Below are 13,124 nucleotides of genomic sequence, written 5' to 3'. Positions count from 1 at the left end.
GAGTCTTCTATAAGATATAATACTGCGCTGAAGTTGTTCTCATTCACGCAGTATTCCTGTTTCAGCAAGCAGCACTATGGCCGAGTTACCGCAAACCGCGGATAAGGGACTCAAGGACGAGTTTTTTATCCTGGGCATTACGAGCAACGGCAGGCAGTTCCGACCCAGCGACTGGGCCGAGCGCCTGTGCGGGGTCATGTCGTGCTTTGCCCCCGGCGCGGCCAACCGCAACGCCCATCTGCAATTTTCCCCCTGGGTCCATCCGACCATCGTCAACGGCGTGAAGGCCGTGGTCGTCAGCCGCGAGCTGCAGAAAGTCGAGCCGCTGGCCTATCACTTCGTGCTGAATTTCGCCAAGGACAATGACTTGCAGGTCGCGGACGCCTGCTTCGTGCCGCCGCCGGGCGAGAAGAAACCGGGCGCATAAGACCTTTCGGATTCCACAACTGGCGCTATGATGAATTCATAGCGCCAGTTTTGTTTTCCGCATCTGCTATCGGCGCAAGGCAGGGGGAGAGCATCATGCACATCGGTCAAATCTGCACCAACCAGGCTACCTGGTGCGCCCGCGATGAAACCGTGCAGGGCGCGGCATTGATGATGCGCCGCCACCACGTTGGCGACGTGATCGTGGTCGACCAGGTCGACGGCGCCAGCATCCCGGTCGGCATCCTGACCGACCGCGATATCGTGGTATCGGTCATCGCGCCGGGGCTCGATCCGACCAGCCTGCTGGTTGGCGACATCATGGCCGACGACCTGCTGACCGCGCGCGAAACCGACGACGTCTACGAGACCATCGAGCACATGCGCCTGCGCGGCATCCGGCGCGTGCCCGTCATCGACGCCGCCGGCGCCCTGTCGGGCATCGTCAGCGCGGACGACCTGCTGGAATTCCTGGCCGAAGAGATGGGAGAATTGTCCCGTATTAGCCCATATCAACAAGCGCACGAACGCAGGGCCCGCCAGTAGCGATTTTGCTCTGTTACCATCTGCATGTTCAAAAACATGCGGGACGGCATTGTCCTGCCAACATGACAGGACACCATGAACTCGATCACGCTGATGTACGTCAAACGCGGCATGGCAGCCCGGGCCGTTGCCGGCAGCCTGCTGTGCCTGGTGACAGGCGCTGCCTGGAGCGCGCCGCTGCCCAAGGGCGTCACGCTCGGGCCCTCGGTCGAGGGCATCACCGAATACCGCCTCGCCAATGGCCTGAAGGTCCTGCTGTTCCCGGATACCTCGCGTCCGACCGTGACCGTCAACATGACCTACCTGGTCGGTTCGCGCCATGAGAACTACGGCGAAACCGGCATGGCCCACCTGCTCGAGCACCTGCTGTTCAAGGGCACGAAAAAGAACCCGGACATCACCAGCCAGTTCTCGCGCCGCGGCATGGAGTTCAACGGCACCACCTCGCTCGACCGCACCAATTACTACGAGGTGTTCCAGGCGTCACAGGACAACCTGGACTGGGCGCTGCAGATGGAAGCGGACCGCATGGTGCATTCGCCGGTCGCGCAGAAGGACCTGGCCTCCGAGATGACGGTGGTGCGCAACGAGTTCGAGAGCGGCGAGAACTCGCCCGGCAACGTGCTGTTCAAGCGCATGCAGAGCGTGGCCTACGACTGGCACAGCTACGGCCGCTCGACCATCGGCAACCGCAGCGACATCGAGAACGTCAGGATCGGCAACCTGCAGGCCTTCTACCGGACCTACTACCAGCCCGATAACGCAACCCTGCTGGTAGCCGGCAAGTTCGACGCGAACGCCACGCTGGCCACCATCAACCGCCTGTTCGGCGCCATCCCGAAACCGAAGCGCGCGCTGCCCCAGTTCTGGACCGTGGAGCCGACCCAGGACGGCGAGCGCAGCTTCGCGGTGCGGCGCCAGGGCGACGTGCAGATCGTCGCGGTCGGCTACAAGATCCCGTCCGACCTGCACGACGATGCGGAAGGCCTGGGCTTTGCCTCCGAGGTGCTGGGCGACGCGCCCAACGGCCGCCTGCACAAGCTCCTGGTGGAGTCGGGCAAGGCCAGCCAGGTGTTCAGCTTCGGCCAGACCGGCTATGCGCCTGGCCTGCAGTTCTTCGGCGCCGTGGTGAAAAAGGGCGAGCCGATCGAGCCGGTGCGCGACGCCCTGGTCGAGGCCGTCGAAGGCCTGGCCAGGCAGCCGCCGACGCTTGATGAAATGGAGCGCGTGCGCCGCTCCTGGCTGAACACCATCGAACGCAGCCTGAACGACCCGCAGGCGGTCGGTGTGGCGCTGTCCGAAGTGATCGCGCTGGGCGACTGGCGCCTGTACTTCCTGAGCCGCGAGCGCCTCAAGGCCGTCAAGGCCGAGGAAGTCGCCGCGAGCAGCGGCCGTTACTTCATGCGCAGCAACCGCATCATCGGCAGCTTCGTGCCGGAAGACGCGCCGCAGCGCGCACGGGTAGAGGCCGCGCCGTCGGTGGAAACCGTGATGAAGGACTTCAAGCCGGCGGCGAGCAGTCTGGTGTCGGAAGACTTCGACCCGAGCCAGGCCAACATCATGAAGCGCACCACCCTGACGACGGCGGGCGGCGTGAAGCTGGCGCTGCTGCCCAAGAAGAACCGCGGCGAGACCGTGACGGTGAGCCTGCGCCAGCATTTCGGCGACGAGAAGAATTTGTTCGGCAAGAGCGCCATCGCCGGCCTGACCTCGTCCATGCTGATGCGGGGCACCACGAAGTACAGCCGCGCCGAGCTGGCCGACGCCTTCGAGAAGCTCAAGATGACGGGCGGCCCGAACCACTTCCAGACCACGCGCGAGAACCTGGTCGAGGCGATCAAGCTGGCGGCCCACGTGCTGAAAGAGCCGGCTTTCCCGGCCTCGGAATTCGAGCAGCTGCGCAAGCAGATGCTGGTGGGCCTGGAAGCGGGCCGCGCCGAGCCGCAGAGCGTGGCCGCGCGCGCCCTTGGCGTGCACTTCGAGCAGTACCCGCGCGGCGACATACGCCATGCCAACACGCTGGAAGAAGACATCGCCGACATCCAGGCGGTGCGCCTGGAAGACCTGCCCAGGCATCACCGCGAATTCCACAACAGCAGCCCGGCCGAGCTGGCGATCGTCGGCGACTTCGACCCGAAAGAGGTTATCCCGCTGGTCGATGCGCTGTTCGGAAAATGGACCGCGCCGGCGAATGTGGCGCCGATCCTGGGCAAGCACGCGGAGGTGGCCGCCGCCACCCGGATGCTCGACACGCCGGACAAGGAAAACGGCTTCTACATCGCGCGCATGAACCTCGACCTGAACCTGGAAGACCCGGACTATCCGGCGCTGATGCTGGCCAATTACATCTTCGGGGAGGGCGGCCTGAAGTCGCGCCTGATGGACCGCATCCGCCAGAAAGATGGCCTGTCCTACGGCGGCGGCTCGGACCTGTCCGGGGGCGACTTCGACCGCGCCGGCGCCTTCATGATCAGCGCGATCGCGGCGCCGCAGAACCTGCGCAAGCTCGATGGGGCAGTGCGCGGCGAGCTGGCACGCGCGGTGAAGGACGGCTTCACCGCGGCCGAACTGCAAGACGCCAAGTCGGGCCTGATGCAGCAGCGCCTGCAGAACCGCACCAACGACGGCGTGGTGGCCTCGGGCTGGACCAGCTACCTGTATCGCGGCCGCACCTTCGAGTGGTCGGCGGCGCTGGATCGCAAGCTGGCGGCGGTGACGCTGCCGCAGCTGAACGCGGCCTTCCGCAAGGCGATCATTCCTTCGAAACTGACGGTGGTGATGGCGGGCGACCAGTCCAAGGCCGGCGGCAAGGCCACAATCCCGGCCAAGGCCGCGCCCTAGAAGCAACACTGCAGGCGTCCAATTGTGACAGCGCCCCGATGCTGCGTTAAAATGTTTCCTTTGAGAAGCATGCGTTGCAAGGCATCAGGAGCATCATGAAAGGCATATCCAAAGCGCAGCCGGCGGAAACTCTTCCGTTCGCCGGCAAAGTCGCACTCGTCACGGGCGCCGCCAGCGGTATCGGCCGCGCCACCGCACTGGCCTTCGGCCGCGCCGGCGCCCACGTCGTGGTGGCCGACACCGCCATCGACGGCGGCCACGCCACCGCGGCCATGATCGTCGAATCGGGCGGCAAGGCCCTGTTCGTGCGCGGCGACATCACCCGCGCGGGCGAGGTCGAGGCGCTGGTCGACAAGGCCGTCAGCTACTACGGGCGCCTCGACATCGCGGTCAACAACGCCGCCCTGGACGAAGAGGGCGCGCCGCTGGCCGACGGCGAGGAAGACCAGTTCGACCGCATCATGGGCGCCAACGTCAAGGGCGTCTGGCTGTGCATGAAATACCAGCTGCGACAGATGCTCAAGCAGGGCGGCGGCGCGATCGTCAACGTGGCGTCGGTCTCCGGCCTGGTGGGCGCCCCGAACCGCGCGGTCTACGCGGCCAGCAAGCATGCGGTGGTGGGACTGACCAAGAGCGCGGCTGCGGAATACGCGAAATCCGGCATCCGCATCAATTCGCTGTGCCCATCCGCGGTGAAGACCCCGATGCTGATGCGCGCCGTCGAGCGCGACCCAAGCAGCGAAAAGAAGCTCAAGGCGGCGCACCCGATGGCGCGCTTTGCCGAGACGGCGGAGATTGCGAATGCGGCGCTGTGGCTGTGTTCCGACGGCGCGTCGTATGTGAACGGGCACGAGCTGGTGGTGGATGGCGGGTTTACGGCGGTTTGAAGGCTGGCCCATCGCTAAGCATATGTGATTTGAACGCGCGGGCAGGGAACCTGCCCACCCTACGATTTGCGAATTGCGTAGGGTGGGCGGGTGTCCCGCCCGCGCGTTCAACCATCGTCAAAACAGCCGCGGGGTGCCGTTTTAACCCGCATTGAGCTCCGCCACGAAGTCATACACATCCCCCCTGAAGTACGACCGGCAAAGCTCCACCGCCCGCCCGTCCCGGGCAAACCCCAGCCTTTCCACGCACAGCCCCGCATCGCCCTCGCGCGTCTGCAGCAGCCCCGCCTGTTCCGCATTGAGCAGCAGCGCCGACAGCCGCTGCAGCGCCCGCACCGGGCGGTTGCCGGTGGCTTCAAGGGCCTCGTACATCGAATCCTTGACCGCATCGAGCGAACCAAGGGCAAAGGCCGCGATGGTCGCGTATTCGACGCACATCGGCATGTCGTCGGCGTAGCGGATGCGGTGGAAGCGGTAGACCGGGGTGCCGGGCGAGAGCCGCAGGCGCAGGGCTTCTTCGGGCGTGACCAGGCCTTCCGAGCGCTTGAGCCATTCGTTGCGCGGCGCCCGCCCGCGGGCGCGCATGTCTTCCGAAAATGAGCTCAGGCGGGCGAAGTTCTTTTCAATGCGCGTGTTCAGAAAATTGCCCGCGCCGGCGCGCCGCACCAGCAGGCCTTCCTCGACCAGCGCATCGATCGCCTTGCGCACGGTAATGCGCGAGATCCCCAGTTCCTCAGCCAGCTGGCGTTCGGCCGGCAGGGCCGAGGCGGCGCCGAACAGGCCCTCGTCGATGGCCTGGCGCAGCGCCTGCTGCAGCTGCTGGTAAAGGGGAAGCTTGCCGCCGCCGGCGGCAGACTGCATCAGTGCGGCGAGATCGATCATGCGGGCCAATGGGGTTCGGGTCGGCGGCATCATACCACCGCGGCCGGGCTTATTTGGGCCGCGGGTTCTTGAGCGGATGCTCCACCACGGCCACCCGGCCCGCGCGGATTTCCGTCACGGCCGCGCCGACCGCGCGCGCCACGTTGCGCATTTCTTCCTGCACCGCCGTGTCGCGATCGAGCGTGTCGTGGCTCTCGGCATACGACTCGTAATAGCCGATGTAGCGGTCGAGCTGGGCGAAGCTGCCGGCGTCGATGAGGCCCATCCAGCCCAGCCAGTCGGCCAGCGAACGGCGCGTGCCTTCGATCCCGGCCACGTCGCCGTGCACCATCAGGCCGAAGGCGCGGCCGGCCAGGTGCTTGGGATAGTCCCAGCCGGCCAGCTCGATTTCCTTGGCCTGCTCGGCCTTCTTGCCGTGGGTCGAGGTCGGGTCCGGGTTGCCGCCGTCGGCGCAGACCAGGCGGTCGATCATCAGCTTGAGCACACTGGGGGCCTGGTACCAGTAGACCGGGGTGACGATGATGACGCCGTGCGCCAGCACCCAGCGCTCGTAGATCTCGTTCATCCAGTCGCCCACCTGGCGCTCGGCGTGGTTCGGATAGCAGCTGCACGGCCAGTGGCACAGCGGCATGGCGGTGGACACGCAGCCCTTGCAGGGATGGATGTGGCGGTCGTAGTCGGAATTGAGCAGGCTCAGGTCGAGCAGGTCGGCTTCGAAGCCGTCCGCGATGAGCACCTCGCGCGCAAGCTGAGCCATGCGCCAGGTCTTGGAGACTTCACCGGGACAGGTGCCGTCGTTGCGGGCCGAGCCATTGATGATGAGCACGCGGCTGCGCGAAGCCGGGTCTTTCTGGTGCTGCTCGGCGGCGAGCAGGCGGTCGCGCGTTTCCTTCCATTCGATCGACAGGTCGTAGTCCGGATCGGCAAAGCCCGGGCCGGCTTTCACCGTGCGTGGCGCCTTGCGGCCTTCGGCATAGGCTTCCCAGGCTACCTGTTCGATCGCTTCCAGTTCGGGCGCGAGCTTGTCGAAGGCCGGGTCGTGGAAGGATTGGCGAAAGCGCAGGTGGAATTCGTTGCGCCCGAGTTTGGCGGGCGCTTGGCCCTTGCGTATCGTTGTCATGCCGCCTCCCTGATGTATCGAAATTATCGACCGGGTTAGCGACATTGAAATGTTCGCACGCGCACATAGCACCGATGAAAGTAAAGTGGGCGGGAGAACCCGCCCACTCTACGATAAAACAGAACTCTTACTTCGCTGCGGTCGCCGCGCCACCCTGCTGGTTCAGCAGCATGATCCAGTACTTGGCCAGGTCGCCGGCGCCCGCGCCGCCCTTGATACCTTCGAAGGTCTGGATCGCTTCGGCTTTCTTGCCGGCGCGCGCCTGTGCCATGCCCAGGCGCAGCTTGGCTTCTTCGGTATTCTTCAGGCCGCCCTTGGCGATACCCTGCTGGATGAGGCCGATGCCCTTGTCGGCCTGGTCCATCGTGGCATAGGCCCAGCCCAGGTTGACCAGGCCGGCGCCGGTCTTGGCCTTGGCCGCGCTCGCTTCGCCGCTGGCGATGTTGCGCGCGTCGTCGGCTGCGCCCTTGTTGGCCTTGTCGCGCAGCGCGGCATGGGTCTTGGCATTGCTGCCCTTGCCCAGCACGCCGGCCGCGTAACCGGCTTCCATGACCTTCTTGGCTTCGGTCGGGAAACCGTCGCGCAGCGACAGCTCGGCCAGGTCGGTGTATTCTTCCGGCGCCATTTGCTTGACGGCAGCGAATTCCAGGCGATAGACGTTGACCATGTTGGTCTGGGCGTCGAAGCCCTTCTGGCGGGCGACGCCGCGGTTGAGCAGGTCGGTCCAGAAGTCGTCGTTCGGGTAGTAGCGGGCCAGCTTCTCGAGGCCGACCAGGTAGGCGGCGTCGTCCTTCACCTTGACGGCGGCGGACGCCAGCAGGCGCAGGTCTTCCTCGCTCGGCTTCTGGCCGGCCTTTTCCATCTCGTTGACCATCGGCAGCAGCTGGGTCTTGGCTGCGGCAAAGTCACCGCCCAGGTACTGGGCGCGGATCTTCGCAGCACGCACTTTCTCAGGCGTCGGGCTTTCTTTCTCGTAGCGGTTGAACCACTCGATCGCCTTCGGGTAATCCTTGGCGTTGTAGTGCATGTTGGCCAGGGCCTGCATGAAGTCGGTTTTTTCGGTCGCGTTCAGGCGGCCCGAATTGATCACGGCTTCCAGCGCCGGCATCGCCATGGCGTTGTTGTTGGTGGTCGAACCCAGCGACAGCTTCATGCGGTTGACGACGTACTGCTCGTACGGGGTCTGGTTCGGGAAGGCTTCGGCCTGGGTGATGCGGCTCTGCACTTCGGTGTAGTTCTTTGCATCCATCAGGGGCTTGATGGCGGCCGGATCGAGCAGCTTGAAGATTTCCGGACGGACGGTGTCCTTCGCCGGGGCGGCGGCGGCAGGCGCATCGGTCTTTTGCTGCGCGTGGGCACTGGTTACCAGCGCCGGGGCGGAGACGCCGATTGCGGCGAGCATCAGGCAGAGGCGGGCAAGACGGAATTGGGCCATGGAGTATCCTTCAATCAAGTCGATAATGATGAGAAATGCATATGCGCCAACATGGCGAAAATGCCAATCTCGGCAAAGGGTGCATTGTCCCATAAAGCGCCATTCTCAGGCTCGGCAATTGTGCCGCAGGGCGCGCAGCAGCGCCCGTGCGGTTACATAGCGTTACCGTCTTGCGCAGGCGCAGGCTCGAAGCCCGGCACCGGGCAGCGGCCCGGGGCCTCGAGCTCGCCGGCCAGCCAGCTGACTGCGGCATCCACGGCGGGCGCCGCGAAGCCATAGGTCATCAGGGCCGGGGCGGCGAAGTCGAGCGCCTGGTAGGGGTTCCACAGCGCCAGGTGCAGGTCGGGACGCCAGGTCGCGCGGGCCTGCGGGCCGTAGCGGCGGCGCGAGGTCGAGGCCAGGATCGTGAAGCGGCCGTCCTGCGGCAGCGCGCTCCAGTCGAAGGTTTCGGCGTCCGCGAAGGTCACCAGCTCGACGTCGTAGAGGCGGCCGAGGCTTGCTGCGACGCTGGCCGCCGGCACGCCGGATTCCGACACGCCGTCGCTGACCACGTCGGCGCGCGCCACCAGCCGGATCTTGCTGCCGGGTGCGGGACGCTGCGGTTGGCCGAGCGTGGTGAGGCCGGCGCGCCAGGCGCGCGCCATCAGGGCGCGATCGTCGATGTCGGTCAGATAGTTGACTGGACCGGCGGGGAAGCTGGCGGCCAGCTGTGACAGGCGCGCCAGGCGTGCCTGCACTTCCGGCAGCGGCAGCAGGCCGTCGCGGATCGCCTGCGCGATCGCCTGCACGGTTTCCAGCTGGGTCTCGCGCGAGCCGATCGCCATCACCATGTCGGCGCCCGCCACCAGCGCGTTGACGGCGGCCTGGCCGGCGCCGTAGCGGTGGGCGATCGCATGCATGTCCATGCCGTCGGTGATGATCACGCCTTCGAAGCCGAAACGCTCGCGCAGGATGCCGGTCAGGATGGGGCGCGACATCGTGGCCGGGAATGCCGGGTCGAGCGCGGGGTAGACGATGTGGGCGGTCATCACCGCGCGCGCCTTCGGCGCCGCGATGCGGAAAGGCGCGAACTCGAAGCGCTCCAGTTCTTCCAGCGACTTATCGACGGTCGGCAGGTCGCGGTGCGAATCGACGTGGGTGTCGCCGTGGCCGGGGAAGTGCTTGACGCAGCAGGCCACGCCTTCGGATTCGCTGCCTTCCATCCAGGCCAGGGCGATGCGGGTAGCAAGCTCCGGGTCGGCTCCGAAGGAGCGCTCGGCGATCACCGGGTTGTCGGGGTTGTTGTTCAGGTCCAGCACCGGCGCGAAATTCCAGTTGAAGCCGAGTGCGCGCACCGCGCGCGCCACTGCCGCGCCGACTTCGCGCGCCAGCACCGGGTCATTCGCCGCGCCCAGCGCCATCGCGCTGGGCGGCGCCGGCACCCAGGTCGAGCGCACCACGGCGCCGCCTTCCTGGTCGAGCGCGATCAACGCTTCCGGTCCCATCGCCTCGCGCAAGGCAGAGGTGAAACGTGCCAGCTGCGCGGCGTCCGTCATGTTCTGGCGGAACAGGCAGGCGCCGCGGATCTTGTGCCGGCGCAGGAAGGCGCCGGTATCGTCATCGAGTTCGGTGCCGAACAGCCGCACCATCATCAGCTGGCCGGCCAGGTCGAGGTAGTCGCTCATGGTTGGCTCAGTTGGTCTTGGTGACCTTGCTCAGGTGGCGCGGGCGGTCCGGGTCCATGCCGCGCGCTTTCGACAGGTTCGCGGCCATCATGTAGAAGGCCTGGATCGCGACGATCGGGTCGAGGTCGGGGATGGTGGCCGTTGGCAGGGTAAGGTCGCGGCTGTCGATGTCGCTTGGCGCTGCCAGCAGTACGCGGGCGCCGCGGCCGCGCATTTCCTCGGCCAGCGCCACCAGGCCTGCCTGGGTCGGGCCGCGGGTCGCGAAGATCAGGAGCGGATAGCCTTCCTCGATCAGGGCCATCGGGCCGTGCTTGATCTCGGCGCCCGAGAAGGCTTCGGCCTGCAGGGCCGAGGTTTCCTTGAATTTCAGCGCCGACTCCAGCGCCACCGGGAAGCTGATGCCGCGCCCGACCACCATGATGTTGCGGGCCGGGGCCAGCACCTCGATGGCGGCGGACCAGTCGCTTTGCGCGGCGGCGCGCAGCGAATCGGGCAGGGCGGCAATGCCCGCGCGCAGTTCGGCGTCGTCCTGCCATTCGGCGACCAGGCGGGCGCCTGCAACCATGCTGGCGATGAAGCTCTTGGTCGCGGCCACGCTCTGCTCCTTACCGGCGTGCAGCGGCATGGTCCATTCGGCGGCCTGGGCCAGCGGGGAAGTATCGTCGTTCACCAGCGCCACGGTGGTCGCGCCGCCGGCGCGGAAATACTGGATCGGCTCGACCACGTCCGGGCTCTGGCCCGACTGCGAGATCGACACGGCCAGGGTGTCGCGCGTGACCAGCGGGGACTTGTACAGCGTGATGAGCGACATCGGCAGCGAGGTCACCAGGCGGCCCATGCGCGCCATGATCAGGTAGGCGAGGTAGCTCGAGGCGTGGTCGGAGCTGCCGCGCGCGACGGTCACCACGCTGTGGAAGTTGGTGGCGCGCAGGCTGCGGCCCAGTTCCGTGTAGCGTTCGACGTCCTGCGCCAGTTGCCGGGCGATGCAGTCGCCTGCGGACAGGGCTTCCTGGTACATCAGCGAGGTGGTCGGGGTCACAGTGCTTCTCCTTCGATATAAACGGCTTTGATATTCAGGTCGCGGTCGAGCACCACGACATCGGCATGGCAGCCCGGCGCCAGGCGCCCGCGCCGGGTTTCGCCGAGATAGTCGGCGGCGTTGGTGGACACGCGCAAGCTGGCGTCCTCCAGCGATAGCCCGATCTTGACCAGGTTGCGCAGCGCCTGGTCCATCGTCAGCGTGCTGCCGGCCAACGTGCCATCGGCCAGGCGCACGCCGCCCATGCACTTGTGGACGACCTGGCGGCCCAGCATGTATTCGCCGTCCGGCATGCCGGCGGCGGCGGTGGAATCGGTCACGCAGAACAGCTTCGGGATGCAGCGCAGCGCGGTCTTGATCGCACCCGGATGCACGTGCAGCAAATCGGGAATGATCTCGGCGTATTCGGCATGCGCCAGCGCGGCGCCGACCATGCCGGGGTCGCGGTGGTGCAGGCCGGGCATGGCGTTGAACAGGTGGGTGAAGCCGACGGCGCCGTGTTCGAGGGCCTGCACGCCGGTCTCATAGGAGCCGTTGGTATGGCCGATCTGCACCCGAATGCCGGCATCGGCCATCGCGCGCAGCAGTTCCATGTGGCCCTCGATCTCGGGCGCCACCGTGATCAGGCGCATCGGCGCCTGTTCGCCGAAGCGGTGCACTTCGTCCAGGCTCGCCGCGCGCGCGAAGGGCGGCTGGGCGCCCAGCTTGCCCGCGTTGATGTAGGGGCCTTCCAGGTGCACGCCGAGGATGCGCGCTTCGTTCTTGCCGCGCGCCTTGCAAGCCGCGCCGATGGCGCCCAGCGCACGTTCGATGTCTTCGCTGGGTGCGGTCATGGTGGTGGCCAGCAGGGCGGTGGTGCCGTGCTTTGCGTGCATGGCGGCGATGACGTGCGGCGCGTCGCCGCCTTCCATCATGTCGCGGCCACCGCCGCCGTGCACGTGCACGTCGATGAAGCCGGGCAGGATGTAGTCGTCGCCGTTCGCCGACGGATCGGCGTCAATGCCGTCGATGCTCTCGATGCGGGCGCCGTGGCGCAGCTCGCCGTGGATCCAGCCGCCGGGGGTGAGGATGTTGCCCTTCATTGTGCTGCTCCTTCAAGGTGGCGTTGGATCATGCGCAGCGCGCCGGCGGCGGAGTCGCCCTGGGCCGGGACGCAGCGTGCGAGGGTGGCCGGCGGCAGCCAGGCGCGCAGGACCTCGCCCAGCCCGCCGCACAGGGCCAGCGGCAAGCTGCCGGTGCGGTCGAGTGCCGCGGCGATGCTGGCCACTTCCTGGCCGGCGTGTTCGAGGATGCTGCGGGCCACCGGGTCGCTGTCGCCATGCGCCACCACGAAGCGCGCCAGGCCGGCATAGGCGGCCGGGTTGGCCTTGCCGATCCAGACCTGCACCGCGTCGCGCGAGCCGCCGCAACATTCAATGAGCTCGCGCGCAAAGGCGCGGCCTTCGACGCGGCCATCGAGCACCTGCTCGATGTGGTTGAGCGCGCGCAGGCCCATCCAGGCGCCGCTGGCTTCGTCCCCGGCCGGGAAGCCCCAGCCGCCGACTTCGACCTTGGTCCCGTCCTGCAGCATGGCTTCGCCGACGCTGCCGGTGCCGATCGCGACGATCGCGCCGGGCCGGCCGCCGTGGGCGCCCATGAGCGTCGTGAAGCCGTCGGTGTCCAGGACCAGCGCCGCGTAGCCGGGATTGGCGGCCACGAACTGCGCTGCCCATTCCTTGTTGTGCACACCGGCCAGGCCGAGGCCGATGGCGCAGGCGTGGACGGGAACGGTAGCGATGCCGAGGGTGGCGAAGGCCTGTTTGACGACGCCGTCGATGGCGGTCCAGGCATTGTCGATGCCGCGCGAGAGGGCGGACGGGCCGCCGCTTGCCTGCGCCAGTTCGGCGCCGCCAGGGGAGGCCAGGCGCACGCGCGTGCCGGTGCCGCCGCCGTCGACGCCGATGAGATAGTCGATCATGGTTGGGTGTGTTCTGCCAGGGAGGTCAGCGCACTATAGGCAGGCGGCTCTAGGCTGTCAACAGGTATTTAAGTGGTATGCAAATATCGTGTGCAACATGGGGCGAAATGGCAGAGAAAATTTGCATAAGCGGTTGATTATGCAAATGTTTTTGGTGGTATGTGAACTGGTATTGTCGAGCAGCGGAAATATCGCTGTCCCCGTAGGGTGTGTAAAGGCAAAGTTAAAATGTCCGATTCTGGCAAAGTTGAAATGTCCGCTGTTTTTTGTGTCGCAGGACTTCAAACTCGCTTTTGAGCGGACATTTTTTTCGCCGCCTTGACCCCT

Annotated in this window: 12 protein-coding genes; 4 read left to right on the top strand and 8 right to left on the bottom strand. The window is 66.5% G+C overall.

Annotation, left to right across the window (positions count from 1 at the left end; all coding sequences use genetic code 11):
* Nucleotides 1–76 precede the first annotated feature (76 nt).
* From AC56LR_RS20125 to AC56LR_RS20110, 4 genes are all read left to right on the top strand, one after another.
* Nucleotides 77–427 carry a DUF3579 domain-containing protein gene (locus AC56LR_RS20125; RefSeq protein ID WP_497133035.1) on the top strand — a complete coding sequence of 117 codons (351 nt, stop codon included), beginning with the start codon at nt 77–79 and terminating at the stop codon, nt 425–427.
* A 95-nt stretch (nt 428–522) separates the two neighbouring features.
* Nucleotides 523–972, top strand: a complete 450-nt coding sequence (locus tag AC56LR_RS20120; RefSeq protein ID WP_497133033.1) for a CBS domain-containing protein — start codon at nt 523–525, stop codon at nt 970–972.
* Between the two features lie 75 nt (nt 973–1,047).
* The gene (locus AC56LR_RS20115) at nt 1,048–3,813 is read left to right on the top strand and encodes a M16 family metallopeptidase (protein ID WP_497133031.1); all 2,766 of its coding nucleotides are present in this window, start codon (nt 1,048–1,050) and stop codon (nt 3,811–3,813) included.
* Between the two features lie 95 nt (nt 3,814–3,908).
* Nucleotides 3,909–4,700, top strand: a complete 792-nt coding sequence (locus AC56LR_RS20110) for an SDR family oxidoreductase (protein WP_497133030.1) — start codon at nt 3,909–3,911, stop codon at nt 4,698–4,700.
* 141 nt (nt 4,701–4,841) lie between these two features.
* On the opposite strand, the gene AC56LR_RS20105 is transcribed toward AC56LR_RS20110, so the two are convergent.
* The 8 genes from AC56LR_RS20105 to AC56LR_RS20070 all read right to left on the bottom strand — a co-directional run.
* On the bottom strand, nt 4,842–5,582 hold the full coding sequence (locus AC56LR_RS20105; protein ID WP_497133028.1) for a GntR family transcriptional regulator: 741 nt from the start codon (nt 5,580–5,582) through the stop codon (nt 4,842–4,844).
* A gap of 49 nt (nt 5,583–5,631) precedes the next feature.
* Nucleotides 5,632–6,702, bottom strand: coding sequence for a flavodoxin family protein (locus tag AC56LR_RS20100; RefSeq protein ID WP_497133026.1), 1,071 nt, complete (start codon nt 6,700–6,702; stop codon nt 5,632–5,634).
* A gap of 127 nt (nt 6,703–6,829) precedes the next feature.
* Nucleotides 6,830–8,137 carry a hypothetical protein gene (locus AC56LR_RS20095; RefSeq protein WP_497133024.1) on the bottom strand — a complete coding sequence of 436 codons (1,308 nt, stop codon included), beginning with the start codon at nt 8,135–8,137 and terminating at the stop codon, nt 6,830–6,832.
* 152 nt (nt 8,138–8,289) lie between these two features.
* Nucleotides 8,290–9,801, bottom strand: a complete 1,512-nt coding sequence (gene nagZ, locus AC56LR_RS20090; RefSeq protein WP_497133022.1) for a beta-N-acetylhexosaminidase — start codon at nt 9,799–9,801, stop codon at nt 8,290–8,292.
* A gap of 7 nt (nt 9,802–9,808) precedes the next feature.
* Nucleotides 9,809–10,819, bottom strand: coding sequence for an SIS domain-containing protein (locus tag AC56LR_RS20085; protein ID WP_497133065.1), 1,011 nt, complete (start codon nt 10,817–10,819; stop codon nt 9,809–9,811).
* 17 nt (nt 10,820–10,836) lie between these two features.
* Nucleotides 10,837–11,922: an N-acetylglucosamine-6-phosphate deacetylase gene (gene nagA, locus AC56LR_RS20080; RefSeq protein WP_497133020.1), complete on the bottom strand. Its 1,086-nt coding sequence runs from the start codon at nt 11,920–11,922 to the stop codon at nt 10,837–10,839.
* Entirely contained in the window at nt 11,919–12,797 is an 879-nt protein-coding gene (locus AC56LR_RS20075) for a glucosamine kinase nucleotide-binding domain-containing protein (RefSeq protein WP_497133018.1), read from the bottom strand. Before AC56LR_RS20075 ends, nagA begins: the two co-directional genes overlap by 4 nt.
* Before the next feature lie 57 nt (nt 12,798–12,854).
* Nucleotides 12,855–13,124, bottom strand: a 270-nt coding sequence (locus AC56LR_RS20070; RefSeq protein ID WP_497133016.1) for a hypothetical protein, incomplete at its 5' end; no start/stop codon positions are given.

The organism is Telluria sp. ZT3P39 (assembly GCF_059685935.1).
The sequence above is the reverse complement of the archived record's forward strand: the minus strand, read 5'-3'. Positions and strand labels throughout refer to the sequence as shown.